General features: G+C 51.8%; 24 protein-coding genes, 1 tRNA gene and 1 pseudogene. 8 read left to right on the forward strand and 18 right to left on the reverse strand.

What is annotated here, in order from left to right:
* Positions 1–17 precede the first annotated feature (17 nt).
* Together IPI63_RS12310 and nuoE are read right to left on the reverse strand one after the other, a co-directional pair.
* A complete protein-coding gene (locus IPI63_RS12310) occupies positions 18–1892 on the reverse strand; it encodes an NADH-ubiquinone oxidoreductase-F iron-sulfur binding region domain-containing protein (protein ID WP_292478716.1) in 1875 nt (624 codons plus the stop codon).
* Between the two features lie 81 nt (positions 1893–1973).
* Positions 1974–2594 carry an NADH-quinone oxidoreductase subunit NuoE gene (nuoE, locus tag IPI63_RS12315; RefSeq protein ID WP_292478718.1) on the reverse strand — a complete coding sequence of 207 codons (621 nt, stop codon included), beginning with the start codon at positions 2592–2594 and terminating at the stop codon, positions 1974–1976.
* Between the two features lie 329 nt (positions 2595–2923).
* Between nuoE and IPI63_RS12320 the strand changes: the two genes are divergently transcribed.
* Positions 2924–3085, forward strand: coding sequence for a hypothetical protein (locus IPI63_RS12320; protein WP_292478719.1), 162 nt, complete (start codon positions 2924–2926; stop codon positions 3083–3085).
* Here the strand turns inward: IPI63_RS12320 and IPI63_RS12325 are convergent.
* The gene (locus IPI63_RS12325; RefSeq protein WP_292478720.1) at positions 3072–3428 is read right to left on the reverse strand and encodes a DUF488 domain-containing protein; all 357 of its coding nucleotides are present in this window, start codon (positions 3426–3428) and stop codon (positions 3072–3074) included. The two genes, IPI63_RS12320 and IPI63_RS12325, sit on opposite strands and share 14 nt — an antisense overlap.
* Positions 3429–3450: 22 nt before the next feature.
* A complete protein-coding gene (locus tag IPI63_RS12330) occupies positions 3451–5538 on the reverse strand; it encodes a heavy metal translocating P-type ATPase (RefSeq protein WP_394357591.1) in 2088 nt (695 codons plus the stop codon).
* 510 nt (positions 5539–6048) lie between these two features.
* Here IPI63_RS12330 and csb2 point away from each other — a divergent pair.
* Positions 6049–6816, forward strand: a complete 768-nt coding sequence (gene csb2 / locus IPI63_RS12335; protein WP_292478812.1) for a type I-U CRISPR-associated protein Csb2 — start codon at positions 6049–6051, stop codon at positions 6814–6816.
* A gap of 2 nt (positions 6817–6818) precedes the next feature.
* Here csb2 and IPI63_RS12340 read toward each other — a convergent pair whose 3' ends face one another.
* From IPI63_RS12340 to IPI63_RS12355, 4 genes are read right to left on the reverse strand one after another with little or no spacing between them, the layout of a single operon-like run.
* Positions 6819–7676, reverse strand: a complete 858-nt coding sequence (locus tag IPI63_RS12340) for an RAMP superfamily CRISPR-associated protein (RefSeq protein ID WP_292478722.1) — start codon at positions 7674–7676, stop codon at positions 6819–6821.
* Positions 7673–8239, reverse strand: coding sequence for a hypothetical protein (locus IPI63_RS12345; RefSeq protein ID WP_292478723.1), 567 nt, complete (start codon positions 8237–8239; stop codon positions 7673–7675). The genes IPI63_RS12340 and IPI63_RS12345 overlap by 4 nt, the downstream gene beginning before the upstream one ends.
* Positions 8229–8897, reverse strand: coding sequence for a hypothetical protein (locus IPI63_RS12350; protein WP_292478724.1), 669 nt, complete (start codon positions 8895–8897; stop codon positions 8229–8231). Before IPI63_RS12350 ends, IPI63_RS12345 begins: the two co-directional genes overlap by 11 nt.
* Positions 8887–10977, reverse strand: coding sequence for a hypothetical protein (locus IPI63_RS12355; protein WP_292478725.1), 2091 nt, complete (start codon positions 10975–10977; stop codon positions 8887–8889). Before IPI63_RS12355 ends, IPI63_RS12350 begins: the two co-directional genes overlap by 11 nt.
* Positions 10978–11083: 106 nt before the next feature.
* Between IPI63_RS12355 and IPI63_RS13065 the strand changes: the two genes are divergently transcribed.
* The 3 genes and pseudogenes from IPI63_RS13065 (at position 11084) to IPI63_RS12365 (ending at position 12052) form a co-directional block, all read left to right on the forward strand.
* Positions 11084–11266 (forward strand): CRISPR-associated protein Csx3, encoded by a 183-nt coding sequence (locus IPI63_RS13065; protein ID WP_366851090.1) that lies wholly within the window; start codon positions 11084–11086, stop codon positions 11264–11266.
* A gap of 511 nt (positions 11267–11777) precedes the next feature.
* Positions 11778–11894: pseudogene (locus IPI63_RS12360) on the forward strand (CRISPR-associated protein Csx3); the annotation flags it as partial.
* Positions 11895–11983: 89 nt separating this feature from the next.
* Entirely contained in the window at positions 11984–12052 is a 69-nt protein-coding gene (locus IPI63_RS12365) for a hypothetical protein (RefSeq protein ID WP_292478814.1), read from the forward strand.
* 703 nt (positions 12053–12755) lie between these two features.
* On the opposite strand, the gene IPI63_RS12370 is transcribed toward IPI63_RS12365, so the two are convergent.
* A complete protein-coding gene (locus tag IPI63_RS12370; protein WP_292478726.1) occupies positions 12756–13829 on the reverse strand; it encodes a GHMP kinase in 1074 nt (357 codons plus the stop codon).
* Here IPI63_RS12370 and IPI63_RS12375 point away from each other — a divergent pair.
* The gene (locus IPI63_RS12375; RefSeq protein WP_292478727.1) at positions 13823–13990 is read left to right on the forward strand and encodes a hypothetical protein; all 168 of its coding nucleotides are present in this window, start codon (positions 13823–13825) and stop codon (positions 13988–13990) included. The two genes, IPI63_RS12370 and IPI63_RS12375, sit on opposite strands and share 7 nt — an antisense overlap.
* A gap of 155 nt (positions 13991–14145) precedes the next feature.
* On the opposite strand, the gene IPI63_RS12380 is transcribed toward IPI63_RS12375, so the two are convergent.
* From IPI63_RS12380 to IPI63_RS12405, 6 genes are all read right to left on the reverse strand, one after another.
* Positions 14146–14559: a hypothetical protein gene (locus IPI63_RS12380; protein WP_292478728.1), complete on the reverse strand. Its 414-nt coding sequence runs from the start codon at positions 14557–14559 to the stop codon at positions 14146–14148.
* Complete coding sequence (locus tag IPI63_RS12385; RefSeq protein WP_214066264.1) at positions 14547–14726, reverse strand: hypothetical protein; 180 nt, start codon at positions 14724–14726, stop codon at positions 14547–14549. Before IPI63_RS12385 ends, IPI63_RS12380 begins: the two co-directional genes overlap by 13 nt.
* Before the next feature lie 143 nt (positions 14727–14869).
* Positions 14870–14941: transfer RNA gene (locus IPI63_RS12390), tRNA-Ala, on the reverse strand.
* A gap of 77 nt (positions 14942–15018) precedes the next feature.
* A complete protein-coding gene (locus IPI63_RS12395) occupies positions 15019–15372 on the reverse strand; it encodes an elongation factor 1-beta (protein WP_292478730.1) in 354 nt (117 codons plus the stop codon).
* Positions 15299–15469, reverse strand: coding sequence for an HVO_2753 family zinc finger protein (locus IPI63_RS12400; RefSeq protein ID WP_214066263.1), 171 nt, complete (start codon positions 15467–15469; stop codon positions 15299–15301). The genes IPI63_RS12395 and IPI63_RS12400 overlap by 74 nt, the downstream gene beginning before the upstream one ends.
* A 26-nt stretch (positions 15470–15495) precedes the next feature.
* A complete protein-coding gene (locus IPI63_RS12405) occupies positions 15496–16170 on the reverse strand; it encodes a uridylate kinase (RefSeq protein ID WP_292478731.1) in 675 nt (224 codons plus the stop codon).
* A 446-nt stretch (positions 16171–16616) separates the two neighbouring features.
* On the opposite strand from IPI63_RS12405, the gene IPI63_RS12410 reads away from it, so the two are divergent.
* On the forward strand, positions 16617–17039 hold the full coding sequence (locus tag IPI63_RS12410; RefSeq protein ID WP_214065587.1) for an NUDIX hydrolase: 423 nt from the start codon (positions 16617–16619) through the stop codon (positions 17037–17039).
* A 56-nt stretch (positions 17040–17095) separates the two neighbouring features.
* A complete protein-coding gene (locus IPI63_RS12415; RefSeq protein WP_366851115.1) occupies positions 17096–18799 on the forward strand; it encodes a glutamate--tRNA ligase in 1704 nt (567 codons plus the stop codon).
* Between the two features lie 134 nt (positions 18800–18933).
* Here IPI63_RS12415 and IPI63_RS12420 read toward each other — a convergent pair whose 3' ends face one another.
* From IPI63_RS12420 to IPI63_RS12430, 3 genes are all read right to left on the reverse strand, one after another.
* On the reverse strand, positions 18934–19782 hold the full coding sequence (locus IPI63_RS12420) for a sirohydrochlorin cobaltochelatase (RefSeq protein ID WP_292478733.1): 849 nt from the start codon (positions 19780–19782) through the stop codon (positions 18934–18936).
* A 21-nt stretch (positions 19783–19803) separates the two neighbouring features.
* A complete protein-coding gene (locus IPI63_RS12425; protein WP_292478734.1) occupies positions 19804–20214 on the reverse strand; it encodes a carboxymuconolactone decarboxylase family protein in 411 nt (136 codons plus the stop codon).
* Positions 20215–20562: 348 nt separating this feature from the next.
* A complete protein-coding gene (locus IPI63_RS12430) occupies positions 20563–21345 on the reverse strand; it encodes a hypothetical protein (protein ID WP_292478735.1) in 783 nt (260 codons plus the stop codon).
* Between the last annotated feature and the right edge of the window lie 51 nt (positions 21346–21396).

Raw genomic sequence — 21396 nt, forward strand, 5'->3', positions numbered from 1 at the left:
TCCTCGCCTGGGCTGATTCATGCCCGGCCCGGGGACTCTTTTACAATTGCTCTTACCTTCTTGGGGCAGATCTCAAAGCATATGCCGCATCGTATGCATTTGGACTGATCGATAACCTGGAACCCCTCCCCGGATTTATAGATCGCCCCCTGGGGGCAGTTCTCCTGGCATAGATCGCAGGCTATGCAGATCTCAGGGTCAATGGAATATTTGACAAGGGACTTGCAGGAGAGGGCAGGACATCTCCTCTCCTCGATGTGGGCATCATACTCCTCCCGGAAATGGCGAATGGTGCTGAGGACGGGATTGACTGCCGTTCGTCCCAGAGCGCAGAGGGATGCCTCTTTCATCAATTCTGCAATATCCTGCAGGGTCTGAATATCGCTCTTTTTCCCCTGGCCGGACTTGATGGCATCGAGTATCTCTCGCATCCTTTTCAGCCCCTCCCGGCAGGGCAGGCATTTGCCGCAGGACTCACTGCAGAGAAAGTCCACAAAGTAGCGGGCCAGGTCGACGGCACAGGTATCCTCATCGATGACTATGATGCTCCCCGAACCCATCATGGAGCCCAGGCGGGCCAGCTCATCGAAGTCCACGGGGGTATCCAGAGATTGAGCAGGGATGATGCCTCCAGACGGCCCACCGGTCTGCACCCCTTTGAGCCCCTTTTTGCCTGAAATTCCCCCGCCGATCTTGTATATGATATCGGCCAGGCTCATGCCCATGGGGACCTCGACCAGGCCGGTGTTATTTACCTTGCCCACCAAAGAGAATATCTTGGTCCCCTTGCTCCTCTCAGTTCCGATGGAGCGGAACCGTTCTGCCCCCTGATTGATTATCAAAGGCACATTGGCAAAGGTCTCAACATTGTTCAGGACAGTCGGCTGGCCCCAGAGCCCCTTCTCGGAGGTGTGCACATACTTTGGCCTGGGCTCGCCTACCCTTCCCTCCAGGGCATTCATCAGGGCAGTCGACTCCCCAGAGACAAAGGAGCCGGCCCCCCGGTGAATGGTCACATCAAAATCAAAGCCCGTGCCCAGGATATTCTCTCCCAGCAGGCCCCGCTCCCGTGCCTGGCAGAGGGCGAGGGCGGCATTCTCTACCGCCAGAGGGTATTCCATGCGCACATAGATAAAGCCGCTATGCGAACCAATGGCATAGGCGGCGATGATCAGCCCTTCCAGGACGCTGTGGGGGTTGCCCTCCATCAGCGCCCGGTCCATAAAGGCGCCCGGGTCTCCCTCATCACAGTTGACGATCACATATTTGAGCTCGCCCGGGGCCTTTCTAGCCGACTCCCATTTCCGGCCGGTGGGAAATCCGCCGCCGCCCCTGCCCCGGAGCTCTGATCTCTTCACCTCATCGATCACCTCATCCGGGCTCATCCCAAAGAGAACCCTGGCCAGGGCGCTGTAGCCGCCCAAAGCTAGGTAGTCATCAATATTTTTAGGATCTATTTTTATATTTTTGCCTATTAGATGTCTCATCTGATGCTTATAAAAAGGAATATCATTCTCAAGGACTGCCCTCTCTCCCGTCTCGGGGTCCCTGTAGAGCAGGCGATCGACCAGGTCCCCTTTGAGGATGGTCTTCTCTACTATCTCCGGAACATCTTCCTGATGAACCCCGATATAGTAGATGCCTTTGGGATAGATCACAACCAGGGTCCCCTTTTCACAAAAACCAGGACAGCCGGTCTCCTTGATCTCGACCTGATCTTCCAGATCCTTTTCCTGAATATAATCCTGAAAGGCCTTGACCACAGACCTGGCGCCCAGGGCCAAGCAGCCAGTTCCGGCACAGATCGCCACCAGGGGCTTTGCAGCGTCTCTCTTGGACTGGATTTCAGATCTGAGCTCTTGCAGCTGTTCGATTGATCTGAGCCTCACCATGCTTCTGCCCGCCCTGGTCCTCTCTGCATGCCGCCATCCTCGTTCAGTGCTGTATAGCTGCTGAATCTGTCAAGCCGATCCTCAATCGTACTTGCTCAGGATCCCTTCAACGTTATTCGATGTCACCCGGCCGTGGTAGTCCTCGTCCACCACCATCACCGGGCCTATGGCGCAGCAACCGAGGCAATTGACTCGCTTCAGGGTGAATTTCATATCCCTGGTCGTCCCGCCCTGTCCCACATTCAGCTTGAATTCCGTTCTGTCCAGTATCTTTTGAGAGCCCCTGACCTGACAGGCAGTGCCCATGCATACGCTTATTTTGTGCTTTCCAACTGGCTTCAGGCTTATGGCCTCATAGAAGCTTGCTATCCTGTATATCCGGCTGGATGGGATCCTCATCCTCTCTGATATCTCTCTGAGAGCATCTTTTGAGATCCAATTGAACTCGCTTTGCAGATCTAAGAGAAGCTGAATGAGAGATTCCTCTCTGCCTTCGTGCTGCTCTATCATCTCCACCAGCCTCTTATGTTCCATGTTCTGCATGTTCTGCATGTTCTGCATGTCCTGCATGTCCTGCATGTCCCGCATGTTCTGCATGTCCTGCATGTCCCGCATGTTCTGCATGTCCTGCATGTTCTGCATGTTCTGCACGTTCTGCATGTCCTGCATGTCCTGCATGTCCTGCATGTCCTGCATTTCCATATCTTTCGGGCTTTTCGGATCTATTGAATCCTCGGCTTATCTCCTCTTCATCTGGCCCTTTCCTCTCTTATTCCTCTTATTCCGGCAAAATCCCTCTAATTCCGGCACAGGGGAGGGGAATCCATCTGCTTCGCCTTCTTTCACCAATATGTCATGACTAAACATGAATATATACGTTTGCTTGGCAGTTGCATTTATCTATTCTGATATAACATCAAAAAATGAAATAATTATTCAGTGTGGATCTTCAGCCCTCCGCTGTCTCCTGTGGATTCGGCACCCGTCTACTTTTGCTACCTGTATCCTTATGTTTTTATGGTGAAATCAGGATGCTCGGGCCCCATCACCAGAGGCGCAGGGGGAGGCTCCCGGCAGCACACAGCCCGCACAATCCAGCGAAGAGCTGGATCTTTTCTTTTGAGGAGGGGGCGCCGGGCAAATGCCCGGTCAAGAGGATTGCATCATTGATCAGCTCTCTTATTCTCTGCTGATCATTTTGGACTCGATGTACTCCTTCAAAGCTACTGCATTATTGTGCTCCTCATCCTTGGCTGCATATAATAAAAGCAGATCAGACTCCCCTGCCTTTGAAATGAGCTGATTTACAATCTCAGGCTTCTGATCAAGCTCGCCATAGAATCTCTCTTTGAACTCCTCCCATTTGGCTGGATCGTGGCCAAACCACTTTCTCAGCTCATTGCTGGGGGCTATATCCCTCATCCAGAGGTCTACCTTTGCCTCATCCTTTTTGATGCCTCTGGGCCACAGCCTGTCCACCAGTATTCTGAAGCCTGTGCCTGCAGAGGCATCATAGATTCTCTCTATCTTTATCATTCGGCTCACCCTTCACCCTTTATCATATATCATCCAGAAACCTGGCATTCACAGCCACGATCACAGTGCTGGCGCTCATCAGAATGGCACCGAGGGCGGAGCTGAGCAGAATCCCCTGGCTGTACAGGATGCCTGCCGCCAGGGGAATGGCCAGGGCATTGTAGCCCGTCGCCCAGATCAGGTTCTGAGTCATCTTTCTGTAGGTCTTCTTCGAGAGGCGGATTATGTTCGCAACATCCCTTGGATCGTTCCTGACCAGGATTATATCCGCTGACTCAACAGCGACATCTGTGCCCGCGCCGATGGCAATGCCCACATCAGCGCTCACCAGTGCAGGAGCATCATTCACTCCATCTCCCACCATGGCGACAACATAATCCTTCTGGACACCCCTCACCGTCCGGGCCTTCTCGTGGGGCAGAACCTCTGCGAAATAGTCGTCCAGACCCAGATCTTCCGCCACCCACCTGGCGACGAATCGATTGTCTCCAGTGAGCATCATGCATCTGATATTCATTCCTTTTAGCCTCTCGATGGCCTCTCTTGACTCCCTCCTTATCACGTCCGCCAGGGCTATGGCCCCGACGGGCCGCTCCTCTGAGAGCAGGAAGACGACGGTCTTATCCTGCCCGGCATATTTATCCAGGCTATCATCCTTGATATCGATTCCACTCTCCTTCAGGTAGCCTGGGCTCACAACCTTCCATCTCTCTTCTCCGATCCGGCCCTCTATCCCTTTGCCGGGGATTGCCTTGAAGTCATCGATACGGACCGGCTCAAGGCCAGCATCCCGTGAACCTCTCACAATCCCTCTGGCGATGGGGTGCTCTGAGCTCTCCTCCAGGGATGCAGCTATCCTCAGCACCTCATCCTTATCCAGCTCAGAGAAGGTGATGACATCAGTGACCCCGAATTTGCCCTCGGTCAGGGTGCCGGTCTTGTCAAATATCACTGCCTCCAGCCCCCTGGCCGTTTCAAAGGCGGATCTGTCCCTGATCAGCAGACCTGACTTTGCCGCCAGAGAGGTGGAGACTGCCACCACTAAAGGGACTGCCAGGCCCAGAGCATGGGGGCAGGATATGACCATCACCGTCACCGCCCTCTCCACAGCGAATGCTGAATCCCGGCTGAAGTAGAGCCAGACCAGAAGGGTGATGGCGCTCACACTCAATGATATGATTGTGAGCAGGCGAGCAGCTCTATCCGCCAGGTCCTGGGTTCTTGATTTGCTCTCCTGGGCTTCTCTGACCAGCTTGATGACCTGGCTTAGGTAGCTCTCCTCTCCCACCTTTTCCGTCTCTACCAGCAATGAGCCCTCGCCGTTGATGGACCCGCCAATGACCTTATCTCCCTTTTTCTTGGCCAGGGGCCTGGACTCGCCGGTGAGCATTGACTCATTGACGCTGCTTTTCCCTTCGGATACCACTCCGTCCACCGGTATCTTCTCCCCCGGCTTGACCTGGATCCTGTCTCCCGGCCTCAGCTCCTCAATCCTCACCTCCACAGTGCGGCCATCTTGGATCAGGTGGGCGGCGGATGGCATGATCCTGGCCAGCTCCTCCAGAGCGCGGGAGGCTCCCAGCACAGAGCGCATCTCAATCCAGTGGCCGAGAAGCATGATGACTATCAGTGTAGCCAGCTCCCAAAAGAAGATCTCTCCCGGGAGGCCGAATACCACTGCCGAGCTGTAAAAATAGGCTGCGCTGATGGCTATGGCGATCAGGGTCATCATGCCAGGATTATGCTCTTTGATTTCCCTGACAAACCCCTTGAGGAAGGGATATCCCCCATAAAAATACACAAAGGTAGACAATAAGAAGAGCAGGATGATGGAGCCGGGAAACTCCAGCTTGAAGCCCAGCAAATGCTGCACCATGGGGGAGAGGGCGAGGATGGGGACTGTGACCATCAAAGAGATCATAAACCTTCTCTTGAAATCCTCTGCAAAATGGCCAATATGCCCGCCCTGGTGTTCCTTATGGGGCATTGCCTGATGGCTGCCAGTGCTCTTGTCTTTCATCTCATGGCCAGGGCCATCCCTGCCTGCATCAGCCGTCTCCTCCCCTGAGGTCCGGTCATGCATCCCGGCCATGTTATGCATGCTATGCATCCTATTTTTGCTATTTTCTATTTGCTTGTCTGCTGACTTGGATGTACCATTATCTCCGGCCATCGCCATCCGCTCCTCTAATCAGCTCCTCAATAGCTACAACCGCCTGCGACAAGATCTATCGATCTATCAGTATTAATCGTCTCAGCTCCGATTTGATATATAAATTGCGTTGACACGAAAATTCATGAGACCCTTCTTTTTAAATGAATACCTCACAGCTTGAAACTTGGAACAAAATACCGGTAATCAATATTTGCTAATCCTCATTTCAACATAATCTATTAAAGATCTTATCATTCTTCAGAATTAAATGAATGAAGTATCCGATAAAAAGCTTTATCTATAAGCAAATATATTGCCTGTTGGGGAGAATGAATTGAGCTTTCTGAAGTCTGTCGGCGAATTCAATTCCGATTGTATCTCAAAAGGAGAGCACGAAACCATCTTCTCACCAGCTTTTGTATTGCTGCTTTTCGATGGAGCGAGGAGACTGCCTTGAAGCTTACTGTGGCGCGCTACGCCTTAACAGGCCAGAGTCCGCCGCGACTTACAGAAACCATTATCTTTGCGGAGACAGCTCACCGGGCTCTGGCAGAACTCTCCAATGGCTCCCCGGTCTTCACGGGCTGCGATAGATCGCACAAGCCGTTGCAGGGACATGGTCACGCTCACATCTTCTGCCAGTCGAATCGAGGCCAGGGGCAGGATGGCCAGGGAGAGATCACACATATTACAGTTTACGCTCCTGTGGGATTTCGTTTTCCGGAACAGTGGGCCCTGCACAGGTTGAAAGAGATTTATGATGAGAAGGAGTCCGGCGTTCAATTGGCTCTGCTGGGCTTGGGCAGGCCTGAGGACTTTGGAGGGACTGATCAGGAAAAAAACGAGTGCCCTCTCCTGGCTAAATCAAGATCGTGGATCTCGCGCATGCCCTTTCTGCCCACGCGCCATCCCAAGGTCACTCGGGCGGGCGTGCCCAAGCGCGACGCGCGGGGACTGCAGATCGGCAGCCCGGAGCACGATCTACGGCGACTCCTCCGGCTGGCAGGATTTCCCGATCCAGCGGATGTGGAGCCCGTGCCCTGCACCTCCTCGGGCGGGCGGGACGTCCCCTGGCATGCCTTCATCAGGCGGAGGGAGAAGGGGCAGGGAAAGCCGGCGGCGGACGGGGCAGGATATGGCTTTCGCATCCGCTTCGCGGAGCAGGTGCAGGGGCCGGTGGCGGTGGGGTACGGGGGGCATTTTGGGATGGGGGGATTTTATTCGATAAACTGATGTCAAATATTTAGCTCTATTTTGACCTTTCCTCCACCCAAACTTTTTTGTCCACCAAGGATTTTAATATTATTTAAAGAGGGAATTACTATCTCGTTCAGCAACACTAGCTGACGCTCAACTTCGTTTGGTTCCGCCCAATTTGCCAGCCATAGATCAACTTTAACACCACCGATCTCACGACATTGTCCAAAGGTTGCACTTTGCCTTTGCTCCATAATGGTTATATTTCCCGTAAATACTGAACCTGGTTTCACCAGCTCACCAGTTACGATAGCTCCGGGTGCAGCCGTCTTAGACTGACGATCAATACGTATTCTGGTTTGATCTATACGCAATTCACCTGGTACAGAGAAGAAGTTATCAATTCGCAGGAAACCCTCTAATCCCGTTGCACCAAAGAAGTAAGATACCGGGCACAAACCAATAAGTCCCCGATTATTTTTTGGAATAATGATCCTATCATCTTCTACTTTAATTTCTGAATTTTCTCTGCGATATCCCTTTGAAAATAGATCCTGTTCTGCTTTTGAGGGTCTCGGAGAAGGAATAGATGGCTTTAGCAGGTCCATCGCATCATTGGCTAAATTAAGTTTTTTTGCTAAGGAATCCTTTTTCTCTATTAAATGCCATTCGACCTGCTGCCTGAAGGCCCCTTTAAAAGATGAAGCAGGGATAACAGGTTGACCATCCACGCTGAATACAGGCTGTTTTTTCTCTGTGAGTGGTGAGGGTGTTCCGCCAAGATGCAGAAATGATCCTTCTTCAACTTCTATTTTTAGTGGTAAGACAAAGATGCCCTGGTTACCCATCTTTTCTAGCTTAGGCATTTGCGTCAAGGATTGGATATATGTTGTCATTTTAAGACCTCCACAAATTCACTTAATGAATTAATTTTGCGAACAAAAAAAGCAATTTCGAGCGGCTCTACCCTCTGGTTATAGAGGTTCCTTACAATTTCAAGTAGTGCCACCAATGCTTGTCGCCTCCGAGCATCCTTTTCCTTCTGTATCTTGGATAAGAAAAAATGTTCCGCTACTGATTGACTATGTCCTTCAATAATCTTACCGAAATCCTCCATGTTTGGAAGATTGCAAATTACTGGGCCAAAACTTTCCAATTGATCTAGAAGGCTTCGAACGAAAGATGAATCTTGCACTATGCGATTTTCAAGGCCGCTTAAGAGCCTTCGGGCATCCTCAAGATGACGTTTCCTATTGGGATCGCGTTCCCTGGCAATTTTTTCTCTAACAACGTCTTGTGATTGGCGCACTAACTGTAGTGCTTGGCTCGTATCATTCTTGGATAAAGCATCCTTCAGTCTGCAAAAATCTGCCTCATCGATCAATTCCTGCGGCATCCAGAATATACGCCGATCATTTAGAGCATCATGTATAGCTTCTTCAATAGGATTAGCGATCATATTGATATTCCTCTCCAATCAAAAAATCTGGTCCCTCCAAAATGGTCCCCGGAAGAATTGCCCTCTCATAGTGTCCACTTATCCTATGCATGTCTGGTCGGAATAGGTAACCATAATTAGGGCTGATTATATCTCTTTTTGGATCGATTCCGAATGCCAAAGCATCATTTTCTCGGAGACGACCTCTTAGGTAGCCAATCTTAGTCATCGGCTGTACCTCTTGCTTCAAGCGCAATCGCAATTGTCCGAAGCCCTTCGACCTCATTGCACCGATCGAAACCAGATAATCGCTATTATCATTAAAGATACAACGTGTTTCATCAGAGGCTGCTACATAGATGTCACCCGTTATTTCCTTAATCCCATCTTTTGGTGCAAGATATTCGATGACCAAGGGAAGCTTTGCAGTCCCAATGGCGGAATCGAATGGAGCATAAGTATGAAGTTTCTTTTGATAGCTATCTTCGTCAAAGAAGCCAATAGCAACAAAATCTCTGAATCCAAAATGCTCAAAGAAGCATCCCATTAGGGTTGATGTCGGAATGGTCTCAACACATGGACGAAAGGTTCCTTTTTTTACTCTTTCACCAATGGCGACTGCTAATGTGGTCAAATGCAATCTTAGAAAGCTTGGCAATCTTGATCTGTTATTTGACATGTGCAGTCATCTCCTTTGATCTGGTACCAACAAGACTATAAAAGTCAAGGATTTGTCGAAGACTTAGCTTGTTTTGCCACATCAATTCAAATATTTCAGGAAAACGTTTTCGCTGATTCAATGCCTGAATCATCGCTGTCAAATCGCCCGCATCTGTCTCAACAACGGCCAATTGATGTAATGCATGGCTGAGCTTATCGCCCCTCAATTTGTTCCTTAGAGCCAGGAATTGACTTGATTTAAGTTCAACAATATGAGTTCCGGGTTGTTGTAGACGAAAAACGGATCCTGATAATTGCGGTTTCTCAAAGAATCGCCAATGCTCTTGATATGGATATTTTATGTTTCCAAGGCTGGCGGCAAGCCTGATGGGACAATCTTCTAAACATTCTGGGAACCATCTCTGCAAAAGAGAGTAGAATGCATCTAGGATTTGTCCAAGTATCTCATTTTTATCAAGGCGGATAACAGTTAACTCATTATAATTTTTTATTGGATACGTAATTGCATCGGTTTGGATATCAATAGTCATTTGTGAGAAATGTTCGTTCTCTTTACATAGTATATCCCTAAATTCTTTTAGAAATGTGCGATACTGATCAATAAATTCCATCTGAGCTGCCAATGGTCTGAAATTTTTCTTAAACTCTTCACGTGCTTCAAGAGGTACTTCTGCCATTCCTGGGCCATTATCGATATATTTATCAAAAAGCAGTTGCAAGTATCGCGCTAATTGCTCCTGATCCAATGACACTTTAAGCCAAAGGACTTGTTTTTCGGCATCCTCCCACTCAGATATTATTTTAGCTGGTTCCCCCATTTTTCTAATCCCATAACAAATAGGACAAAGCCACTCAGTGATTTGATCTTTGATATATCTCTCACCTCGTCTTTGCTGACAAAGATCACATAGTGGTGGTTCAATTATTTCACTTATATTTGGCCATAAATATCCACGACGAAGTTCTAGATAGCGTTTTTTCCTGGCTGCGGATCGATCCCCGTTATTGATGGCAATCAACTGCTCACGCGCTTTTGCTCCATTACTCGTTATCAGATTTAGTTCCGCTTCCAATTCTTCATATTCTATCCAGAATCCCTTTTGTAGAAGTGGATTTACTATATCTGCTATATCTAAAATATTCTCTCTAGGTAGAATCAAGCAAAGAAAATCATCTGTGTTAAAGAGGACTGCGTAAGGCTGACATTCTGGATCACCATTTAGTTTTTGATCATCAACAATCTTTCTTATCATTTCCCCACGCAACTCAAGTACATTCAAATCCTGTAAACGAGCAATAGATTGTGGAAATCGCACATAACACTTTATCAAACGGAATATCCACTTACCTTTATTATTTTCATTGATTCTTCCACCTGCGGCTTGAGGAAAGCTTGTTATTTCTTGATTATCATATTTTAACTTTAACATACCGTTTTCGTTGTTGATTTGAGTCCAATACAAAAGAACCCTGAAAATTTTGCCAGTTAAATCTAAATGAGTTCTTAATGGAATAATATTTCTTGGAACCGATTTATCTTCAGGCGTAAGCGAAAGGCTAATTTTATACTTGGTAAAAAAATCTTCTGGGCTTTCGCAGTCGTCTATGAAATTGAACATTTCTTTTAGCTCATTTGGTGTACGAAATGCCGCCCAATGATTGCCTTTCATCTGTTCCTCTTTATAATAGTTAGGTCGCCAAAGCAGGTTCACTCCCTCAAGAATCCTATCAAAGCCAGGTTTTTCTTCGCCAGCAACGCGAGTACGGCTAATTGTTGAAGCAAGTCTATCCGATATTACTGTTAATAATAGGCATGCTCTTCCTTTGTCATCAATGTTAGCTGGCAAACCTGATTTTTTTTCTAAACTTTTAAATTCATCATGCCATTGTCCCAACCAACTGGGAGATGCTGGTGCTTCAATTCCCAATTGAGATAAGTCAAATTTATGATATGTATGGCCTTTGACTTTATCTAATCCTGATCTTTTTAGAGCGGATACGTCAACGAGTTTTCCAATATCATGGAGTTCAGCAATAAAGGGCTTTGATCTAGGCGTTCTAAAAGCATCATGCATCATAGAAAAAGGCGAACTTAATCTTTATAAAGATTCTGGTTGTTGTGTTTGACTCAGTTGATAATTCATTTATATAATATATATCGATGGTTTTTCTCACTATCTTACATTGACAAAGTTCCTGTCGATTATATCAAAAATCCACAACGGCTCGCTGATGATCATGAAGGGCAAAGCACCCATCTTGTACTTGGAACGGCACTGCACAAATTTCGCTTCCCCTGCGGCAGACATCGCTTTTTACGATCTCCGACTGGGGGTAGTGGCAGTGGCCACCCAAAGCCAGGAGTGACAGGTGGCCAGGTGGTGGATGTGACGCTGCCGGTGGAGAAATAGGGCTAAGGGCTCGAACTGCAGTGAAAGCTCACAGTTCAACCGGGCCCGGCTGGAGAATATTAGCTCAGATATATCAGAAACGATCAACGGATCGCCCCGATTGTATCCAAGCCACCCCGGCGCTGAGGGGGCCAGGGCACTACCGCGGGAGGCCCGAAGGGCCGACTCGCGTTGCCCAAAAAAAACAGCTCGTATCATAAATATAAATCGACTTTCTTGAAATAGCGCCATCCGACAGAGGGGGCAGATGAGAGAACCCTGGCCCAGCGAGAGAATAATATTCATTTTATAGCCCTCTGGGGCCAGGCTGCAATTCCGCTGCTATCTCAACCAGTCAATACTGCTAGATCCAAGCCACCCCGGCGCTGAGGGGGCGCCGGGCATTACCATGCGTTTCACCACGGGCGGCGTCCAAAAAAGCAGCTTGCACGAATAGATCGAACTCTCTTTGAATCAGGCCTGAAAAAATGAACGCACCCACAGTCCACTCCATCACCCCCTCCTCTCCCATCACCCCCGCCGAACCGCTCCCGCCTTTGCCCGCCATCCCCCGCGGCTCGCTCGTCATCGTGGAGGGCCGGGCCCCCATCTGGCGCTACGGTATGGCGCTGCATGAATTGCACGCTTCGCCTGCGGCAGCGATTCCGTCGATCCGCGCCTCGGAGCAGTCATCGTGGCCAGCCACAACCCACAGTGGACAATGGGCCAGGTGGTGGATGTGACGCTGCCGGTGGAGAAATAGGGCTAAGGGCTCGGACTGCAGTGAAAGCTCACAGTTCAACCAGGCCCGGCTGGAGAATATTAGCTCAGATATATCAGAAACGATCAACGGATCGCCTCGATTGTATCCAAGCCACCCCGGCGTTGAGGGGGCTCAGGGAATTATCGCGCGTTTCACCGCGCGCGGCGTCCAAAAAAAAAGCAGCTTGCACGGATAGATCGAACTCCCTCTGAATCAGGCCTGAAAAAATGAACGCACCCACAGTCCACTCCATCACCCCCTCCTCTCCCATCACCCCCTCAGAGCCGCTCCCGCCTTTGCCCGCCATCCCCTGCGGCTCGCTGGTGATCGTGGAAATATAATATAATTGCGTTGATACAAAAGTCCCTGAGTTTTTTCAGATCCTTCAGATGTATTTTAATATTATTTATTATATATATTTATTTTATTAACATTATTTCTCATCGGCGTGCTTGATCCAAAGAATATTAACTGGTCAACTGATTACGATATACAATCATTCTGCACCGGATCGATGGAAGGCCGATGAACCAGAAGATAGCTAAGCCGGAATGGCTGGGATGCAGGGATGACAGGCTGAGGGGCCAGCTGAATCAGCTGCTCTAGACGATGCCAAGTGAACTCCCTTGAATGCAATGACCCCCAGAGGGCTACTTGGTGAGGTTGAACTGAACGTCAATGGCGGCACTATTTTGAGGCCAGCTCAATCCACTCTGACCTTCAAGCCTGTATTATCCACTTTGGTCTCCACAGCGATCTCGAGGCCCAGAGGTTCGATTATCTTCGCCACCTCATCCCGGCTGCGTTCAGTGACAATAGCGATGGAAGGGCCAACAGAACTCATTCCCACGAACTCCAGGCCTGCATCTCGAAGGATGCTCATATAGCGGTAGATCTCAAAGCCGTGGTGCTCCACCTCTGCTCTCTTTGAGCCCCGGAACTCTATCTCCCAGATGATATCGCCGATCTTTTTCAGGTCGTCCTTCTCCAGAGCGGGGATGAGATCCATGAGCAACAGATAAGCTTTCAGCTCCCGGTCCTGATAGTCGAGATTTCTGGCCCGGTTCATGAGCAGATCGAACTCAGAGCGGCCGGCGGAGGAGACGATGGTGGGGGGGATGGTGACAAAGACATTCTTGCCTTCGGCAAATCGTTGCTGGTAGACGAGGGCCAGCTCATCGCCGGTTATGACCATGCCTCCATAGGTGGCTGCTGCCGGGCCCACGCCGGTCTCAAAGCCATTGGCAACCCGGCCATCCTCTGTCTCTTCCACGTAGTTGTGACCGATGAGCAGGCGGATCTGCTCTCTGTTCAGGGGGGAGCCCAAAGCAGTGTTCATGGCATGCCCCAAAGCCAAGAGGACCGATCCAGTGGAGCCGAGGCCGACATGCTTTCTCTGGTGGTCGCGGACTGTTATCTTGAATCCGCCCTCATAGCCGACTGTCTTTTTAAATACCTCTACAAAATGGCGCACTATTGGCTCGCGGGAATAGTCGATCTCCAGGCCAGAGGGGGTGCATTCCACCTGGGCAGAGCAGTAGATCTGCAGGGCAAAGCCCGTTCCTCCACCCCCTGGCCGGTTGGGGGCAAAGCGGTTCATATCCAGTACCGTCAGATGGATGCGGCCTGGAGCGGTAACAGTGACCGTACCTGATACTGGCGTGAGCTTGTAGTCTCTCTCCAATCCCAGGGTCTTTATGTGCTGGCCCGGGAGAAAGGGCTGGAACTCATACTCCACCAGATCCAGATCCCCACCTCTAATCAATATCTTTGCCAAGATCTCACCTTCGCGTCTGCCGCTACAAGCAGATGCTCTTTCCAGAGGCCTTCAGGGAAGTGACACAGACAGCCAGGCAGCCAGGCAGCCTCATATCCAGCCCGGAGATCGGGCCCGTCAAAAAGCAGTTGCTCATCAGGCTGTGGCTCAACTCCATCTAATGAAGCCCTAGCCTATGCCTTTGGGGGGTGGTGCGTCCAGAGGAGGCACAAACTCTGCCGCCGTTTCTACTGTCTTTTTGGGTCATGGAAATGAGGATGATCTGCTCATTTTACATTCACTGTCTCTTTCTATTGCCTTTTTCTATTGCCTTTTTCTATCTGTCCTCGTCGACCACATCAAATTCATCCATGTCAATTACCCGGACCCCCTTCCAGCTCTCTCCTCTGCTGCTTTGATCCCCCAGGCCGCCCTGTCTCTTTTGGAGCATACCCCATAAAAGGGCACCAAGGCCTGAGAATGCAAGCAATTCTGCAATCCAGCGGATCTTTTTATATCTCAATAGGAAGAGGCCGGCTGCTGCCTCGAAGATGGTGAGAAGCGGGCTGGCCCTCGCTCCGGGATTCGCCTTCGCGGCACCGGACATAAAGGTCTCTGCCTTGGCCCTGGTTGAGGGGCGAGTCAACCATCTAATGGCCCCGGCCAGGCTGCTCGTCAGCGCTCCTCGGATCGTCTTGTTTGCCAGAACTGCACCCAATGCCAATTTCATCAATCTGGTCAGCGTTCCCATTGGGCAATATTCTCTTGCTGCCTTGATATATCATTATCTGCAAACTTCTCCGGCCAGAGGGTCCTCTCCCGGCTGCGCTGCTTGATCATCTCCTCTGCCTCAGCAAATGTGATGTCGAAGACCTCAGCCAGGATCTCCTTGGCGGCAATCAGCTCCAGATCTATCATATCTTTGCCTCCCGTTCGCGAGCCATGACTGGCAGGGATGGAATTCTTATCGGCTCTTTCCGAGCTATCAATGGCCAGTGGCATTGCAGGACAGTTGATCACTAAAATTTAAGTAATTTGCTCTTGGACGGGCTTGATGGAAATGGACTTGACGGGATTTGAACCCGTGGCCTCCGCCTTGCGAAGGCGGCGATCTACCACTGATCTACAAGCCCTAGATTCCAGATCCCATATCTCCCAAAACGAGAGAGGTGGTGTGAACCACCGCGTCCTGAAGGGCGCGGCTTCCCACTTAAATGAGACCGACCTCTTCCACTTCCACGGACTCCACGCCGGGAAGGTTTCTCACTGCTTCCTCGATCTCATCCGGACTGCGGCCGCCCTTGTCATCCATGATAGTCACGACGATCAAGGCTTTGAGGCCGAATGCGATGGGCTTTTGTTCTATGGCATGCATTCTGGCAAAGCTGGGCACGGCCTTCTTTATATCCTCGGCCAGCTTCTCCAGGTCGACATCTGTGCTCTCAGGCATTACCCTCATTCTTACTGCTGCATCTCCCATTAACTTCACCTCATGGTCCTGTGAAGCCACAGGCCTTGCAGGTATAAATGTTGCTCTGCTTTTTACATCTATTGCATCTGGCAATCACGGTTCCACAGCTTGGACAGGGAAACCTGGATCCGCCCACGCCGGTCAGCGTTATGCCACATGATATGCATCTCTCTGGCTGTTCGTTCTTCATACTATCTCCTCCCTCGTAGTCCTATTTCACTGTATAAACCTTCCCATTGGTTGATCGGATGGGGAAAGCTTCTGTCCGTTGATAAATGTGCCCCCTTTCCCGCTCCTAAAAGCCTGTGCAAATGCCGCCGGGTCGGAGCCGTTCAGCACCCAGACCCTCATTCCCGAGAGCTCTCCTAAAAGCAGTCTTATGGTGCCTTGATCGATGCAGCTCTCCTTATCCAGGAGCTGGCAGGCAGCAAGCTCCTCCGCCACCTCTCCGCCAATCAATACTCCATCCACATCTGTAACCTTGATCAGGGGTATGCCAAGCCTTGCTGCCACCAGCAGGGCTATGGAGTCAGATGTATAGTCCCAGGAGTGCTCCGGGCAGAGGTCCTCCTCAGTCAGAGCTCGATAAGGGAGCAAGAGGGTCACCTCTCCCTTTTCCGGAAGGCGGAGACTGCAGGTCAGCTGAGCTCCAGTCCCATCAGCCAGGAAATAGGCATACTGCTCCATAGCCAGCACTGCCATCCAGTGGGCGGCCTCCTCGCTCAGCCCCTCTTGGGCCACAATATCCCTGATCAGATCGGCAAACGGGCCCCCCCCGGGCAGCACGAGGAAGCCAGCCTCCTCCTCCTCCGCGAGGGTGATCAGGGCGCACATAAATTCCCGAGCAGTGTCGATGAGGCTCCCACCCAGCTTAAGGACATAAGACGGCATGAGAATAAGTTAGGTTGAGGCTGGTATTTCAGCCTCTTCCCCGGCAAGAGCATCGAAGATGGGGGATAAAGAGGGAGGATAGAGAGGAAGGATAGAGAGAGGATAGAGAGAGGATAGAGAGGAAGGATAGAGAAGGAGGATAGAGAGGAAGGATAAAAGGATAGAGGATAAAAAGATGGACGAAGGTCGACTGGATGTAGGGTAGGGAGGGATCTTTATTATAATCGACCTTTGCCGTAAGCACCTCCGTCCCCAGACGTAGATAAGCCTTTTGGTTGTAATATATCTGATTGATGATAAGAATGATCTGGAGGATATGGTCAGGAATATGATCAGGGATATGCTCGATGGATATGCTCAAATGATATGATCGATGGATATGCTCAAGTGATATGATCGGGAATATAATCAGGAATATGCTCAAGTGATATGATAGGGGAAATGAGATGAAAAGAGATATCAAGACCCCGCTTCTGGCTGTGGATGCCGTCATCCTCTTCCAGGGAGGCATTGTGCTCATAAGAAGGGCCAATCCTCCTCACCAGGGCTGCTATGCTCTTCCTGGGGGTTTTGTGGAGATTGGAGAGACGGTTGAGGAGGCCATGAAGAGGGAAGCCAGGGAGGAGACCGGCCTGGACATCGATCTGCTGGGATTGGTGGGCATCTACTCCGATCCCGCCCGCGATCCGAGGGGGCATGTGGTCTCTGCCGCCTTTCTTGCCCGGGGTAAGGGGCAGCTCCAGTCCGGCTCGGACGCCCGGTCAGCGGAGGTCTTCCCCTGGGAGGAGCTGCCCCGTCTGGCCTTCGACCATGATCAGATCATCAGCGATTCACTCCATCTGGCAGAGAAGCTGGGGTCACTGAAGTGAGGATGGTGGATGGGGGATGGTTGATTTATGCATCAAATTAATGTAGAGAGAAAAAGATCTGCCAATCAATGGAAGAGATAAGAGAGCTCATAGAGAAATATGCACTGCAGAACGCAGTGAAGTACAATGCCGCACCCAATGCCGGGGCGGTTATGGGCAAGCTCATGGGCGAGCGTCCGGAGCTTCGCAGCCGGGCAAAGGAGGTCTCGCCCCTGATATCTGAGGTCTTAGCCAGTGTGGAGAAGACCAGCCCCGAGGAGTGGAAGAGGAGGCTGGAGGAGATAGCCCCCGAGCTACTGCTGCAGCTTTCAGCTAAAAAAGAGCCGGATAAGGGACTGCCCAGCCTTGAGGGTGCAGAGAATGGGGTGGTGATGCGCTTTGCCCCCAATCCCAACGGTCCGCCCACTCTGGGCAGCGCCCGGGGGATCATCGTCAACTCGGAGTATGTGAGAGAGTATGGCGGCAAGTTCATCATTCGTTTTGATGATACCGATCCTGTGAAAAAGAGGCCCATGCCCGAGGCTTATGGCTGGTATTTGGAGGACTGTGAGTGGCTTGGTGCCAAACCGGATCAGGTGATAACCGCCAGTGAGAGAATCAATCAATATTATCCTATTGCTGAGGAGTTGATCCGCCAGGGGGGAGCATACGTCTGCCGCTGCCCCCAGGCGGCCTTCAAGGAGCATAAGGAGAAGGGGATAGAGTGCAGGGATAGGGGCCAGAGCATCGAGGAGAACCTGGAGCTGTGGGAAGGCATGCTGGATGGAAGCCTCAAAGAGGGAGAGGCAGTCCTGCGGCTGAAGACCGACATGGGCCACAGAGATCCAGCAATTCGGGACTGGCCAGCCTTCAGGATCGTCACCACCCCCCATCCGTTGGTGGGCGACAGATACCGGGTCTGGCCTCTGCTCGACTTTGAGTCGGCGGTGGAGGACCATCTGCTCGGCACAACTCACATCATCCGGGGAAAGGATCTGGCGGACAGTGGAAACAGGCAGAGGTATCTGTACTCCTATCTGGGCTGGGAGTATCCCAGGGTGATTCATTGGGGCAGGGTCAAGATTCATCAGTTCGGCTCCTTTTCCACCAGCAAGCTGAGACGGGCGATTGAGGAGGGCATCTACACCGGCTGGGATGATCCTCGCATTCCGACTGTCCGGGCGATGCGCTGCCGGGGCATCCGGCCTGAGGCCCTGCGGAGGTTCATGATCGATCTGGGCGTGGGGGAGACGGACATCAGCCTGAGCATGGACTCGATCTATGCCGAGAACAGGAAGCTGGTCGATCCCGAGGCCAACCGCCGCTTCTTCGTCTGGGATCCAGTGCACCTTGATATCGAGGGCGATGTCCCCCGGCTCGCCCGTGCCCCTCTTCATCCCACAGATGACCGGGGCTTCAGGGAGATTCCCGCCGGAAATAAGCTCTATATCTGCAGGAGTGATCTTGAGAGCTCCCGGGTGGGGGATGTGATCCGGCTGAAGGATCTATGCAATATGGAGATCACAGCCCTTGAGCCGGCGAAGGCCAGGTTCCTGGATAGGGATGTGGGAAAGAGGATCAGGATCATCCACTGGGCACCTTTCAACGGCCTCAAGGTCAGAGTGTTGAGGCCTGATGGGGTGGATGAGGGGCTGGGAGAGGCGGGGATTGCCGAGGAGCTGGGGAAGGTCGTGCAGTTCGAAAGATACGGATTTGTGCAGGTCAACAGAATTGGCGAGCGAATTGACGAGCCTATAGTGGCATATTTTGCCCACAGATAGCCATTGGAATGAAAGAAGCAAGGAGGCTGCGGGCAATGAAGCAAAGGGACGAGGCAGCAAAGGGACGAGAAAGCAAAGAGGCGAGGAAGCTAGGGGAACGAGGGCCCCCCTTGCCCATTGCCGTAATACTTGGCTCATGTGCCGGCAGCAGGATTCAAGCAACCTCTCTTCATGCTCTCCAGAGCCCTTCTCGTATGCTCCTGGAGCAATGCTACAACTCCATCCATCTCGCCCAAAGCCTTCAGGCGGACATCCACCTCAAATCCCTCTCTTTCCAGAGTGCTCTTCCATGAATCCCGGCCAGGGCCTGCGATATCGTTTTTGGCATGCCCTCCGGCCACAAGCAAAAAAGGGCGCAGCCTGATCTTCTCCGCCCCGCAGGCCTTCAGCTCTTCTATCATCTCCTCGATTCCAGGAAACCCCTCTATGGCGCCCAGCAATACCCGGCCATGATCCCTCCTCAGGACTTGAGCCATCTGAGAGTAGAGGGCATCAGCGGGGTGGCCGGTGCCGTGGCCGGCCAGAAGCACTGCATCCTCCTCTTCCCCTCTGGGGGGCTCATTCCACAGAGGGGGCAGGGCCCCGGATAACCTCAGACAGTCCTCCAGGCCGGAGAGGAGGGGAAGACCGATGCTGATCCTCAGCCTCTCTTCTCTATCCGCCTCTTTCAACTCATACCCTCTGGCCTGAGATGCCAGACGGTGAAACTCTCCCCCAGGAACGATATGCAACGATTGGGCCACCGCCTGGATGCATCCCAGGCCTGAGAGCTGCTCCAGGCCCTCCCCGATGCTCAGAACAGCAATCCCCTCCCTCTCCTCCAGCCTCTTTATCATAAGGCCGGAGGTGAAGGCCAGGAGAATGGGCATGCCAGGAAAGCTCCTCCTGTATGAGGCCAGGATCCTCTCATATGTGGCCATGGCTCGGGGAGAGGCGGAGCCATAGGGTGCCAAGAGAATGCCTGCCTCACCTGGAGAGTCCAACCACATCACATCAACAGCATGTTACTCCGGGCTCTGATCGGCCTCGAACTGCCGGAAGGTGCGAAGGGAGGAGGCCAGGATCTTGGTCTGGCCGATGAGAGCGGCGATGAAGACTGCATCCAGGATCTCATCCTCGCTCGCCCCTGCCCGGGCGGCAGCGTTCATGTGCACCTTCAGACACTGGTCTGCACCGGAGGCAGCAGCGGCAGCAACGGCCAGCAGTTCTGCGGTCTTGGGCTCGAGGCTCTTGGGCCGCAGGACATAGAAGTCCTTCAGGCAGGAGAAGATCATGAACTCTGGACGGCGGGCCATCAGCTTCAGGATGAAGGGCACCATGCCCAGCATGGCCTTGCTGTCCAGGAAGATATCCTCCTGAATAGAGTCCTTGTTCTCCAGCAAGGCCCGTATAAGCTCTTTATTCTCCGGTTTCATTGTATCTGATTCAAGGCCTCAGCCCACTATTGTAGCTTTCGCTCTGCCTTCCAGGCATGAGGAGATCTTATCGACCCCCTGATGCCAGGGACGATCTGGCGCTTTCAGTCGTCTGCATTCTACTGCTCTCTCATGAAGGGCAAGGCCCATGCTCCAGAATGCATCAGCTTAGACCCCGATCTCTTCTTATCTGGCCGAACCCTCCCCAGGTCGAAGCTGCGATATCCTGCCCATCTCGGATGGCTGGACATAGAGCGGCCCGACATAGAAATCGCTATAGCCCTATCTAAAATCCTCTGCTCAGGGCAGAGAATCATCCAGCATCATCCAGGCGCTATAAATGATCTGTTAACGGATAGCATTTCTAGGACAGTTCTGCATCCCCCACATGTAGCCCCGGCCGGCCTTTCTCTCCAGCTCAATTGTATAAGTTCCGCTGTGCCTGGAGTCATCGATCATCGCATAGCCGCGGGCAGACTGCAAATCCTCCGCTGAGATGGTCATGGAGATATACCCTACGATCTCATCTTCGGCTTTTGCATTGTACATGCCGCCCGGGCCGGCCAGCTCCGCCCTCAGAGCAGATTCGTTGCCTGAGGATTGCACAGTGATGTTCACCAGCCGGTAGCTATCATTGCCGATCCTCAGGCTCCCCCTCAGAATTGCATCCCTGCTGCCGGCCCTCAACCGGAGCCTTATTTCCTCAAGGCTGAGGTTTGAGGATAGCATATCCCTGGCCACGCCCGGATCCAATGTCAAGATGGCCTCCACACTCAGCCGGGCGGGATATGATTTTTCATCCTTGCTTGCCCTTCCCCGCCAGCTCTGAACATCAACATCCTCCCCGCCAGCCTCATTGGCACTTCTATTATCATCATTATCATCCGGGCTCTGAAGGCTGCTGGGGGCATTCAATAAGGGGCAGCCCACTCCGCCCTGGTGGTCTCCCTGCCTTTCTCCACTCCTGGATTCCGGCGGACTTCTGGGCGGAGATTCTAAGCTGCCGCTGATCTGCGATCCAGAGCTGCTGCCGGCATGAGGCCCAGATCCCTCACCAGCATGAGGCCCGGGAGCAGCGAAGGCCTGGGGCGGAGAATTGCCAGCCAATTGAGCCCCCGGGGCCTCAGCCATCGATGCTGCTGCTCCTGACGCTGCTGCATTTATATGCTGAGCCGCTGAGCA

Origin of the sequence: Methanothrix sp. (assembly GCF_016706325.1) — an archaeon.
Lineage (GTDB): Archaea > Halobacteriota > Methanosarcinia > Methanotrichales > Methanotrichaceae > Methanothrix.

Coding starts and splice junctions, on each gene's coding strand:
- IPI63_RS12310 (WP_292478716.1), bottom strand. CDS start 1,892: ATGGTGAGGCTCAGATCAATCGAACAGCTGCAAGAGCTCAGATCTGAA.
- nuoE (WP_292478718.1), bottom strand. CDS start 2,594: ATGGAAATGCAGGACATGCAGGACATGCAGGACATGCAGGACATGCAG.
- IPI63_RS12320 (WP_292478719.1), top strand. CDS start 2,924: ATGCTCGGGCCCCATCACCAGAGGCGCAGGGGGAGGCTCCCGGCAGCA.
- IPI63_RS12325 (WP_292478720.1), bottom strand. CDS start 3,428: ATGATAAAGATAGAGAGAATCTATGATGCCTCTGCAGGCACAGGCTTC.
- IPI63_RS12330 (WP_394357591.1), bottom strand. CDS start 5,538: ATGCATAGCATGCATAACATGGCCGGGATGCATGACCGGACCTCAGGG.
- IPI63_RS12340 (WP_292478722.1), bottom strand. CDS start 7,676: ATGACAACATATATCCAATCCTTGACGCAAATGCCTAAGCTAGAAAAG.
- IPI63_RS12345 (WP_292478723.1), bottom strand. CDS start 8,239: ATGATCGCTAATCCTATTGAAGAAGCTATACATGATGCTCTAAATGAT.
- IPI63_RS12350 (WP_292478724.1), bottom strand. CDS start 8,897: ATGTCAAATAACAGATCAAGATTGCCAAGCTTTCTAAGATTGCATTTG.
- IPI63_RS12355 (WP_292478725.1), bottom strand. CDS start 10,977: ATGATGCATGATGCTTTTAGAACGCCTAGATCAAAGCCCTTTATTGCT.
- IPI63_RS12380 (WP_292478728.1), bottom strand. CDS start 14,559: ATGGGAACGCTGACCAGATTGATGAAATTGGCATTGGGTGCAGTTCTG.
- IPI63_RS12385 (WP_214066264.1), bottom strand. CDS start 14,726: ATGATAGATCTGGAGCTGATTGCCGCCAAGGAGATCCTGGCTGAGGTC.
- IPI63_RS12400 (WP_214066263.1), bottom strand. CDS start 15,469: ATGAAGAACGAACAGCCAGAGAGATGCATATCATGTGGCATAACGCTG.
- IPI63_RS12405 (WP_292478731.1), bottom strand. CDS start 16,170: ATGCCGTCTTATGTCCTTAAGCTGGGTGGGAGCCTCATCGACACTGCT.
- IPI63_RS12410 (WP_214065587.1), top strand. CDS start 16,617: ATGAAAAGAGATATCAAGACCCCGCTTCTGGCTGTGGATGCCGTCATC.
- IPI63_RS12425 (WP_292478734.1), bottom strand. CDS start 20,214: ATGAAACCGGAGAATAAAGAGCTTATACGGGCCTTGCTGGAGAACAAG.
- IPI63_RS12430 (WP_292478735.1), bottom strand. CDS start 21,345: ATGGCTGAGGCCCCGGGGGCTCAATTGGCTGGCAATTCTCCGCCCCAG.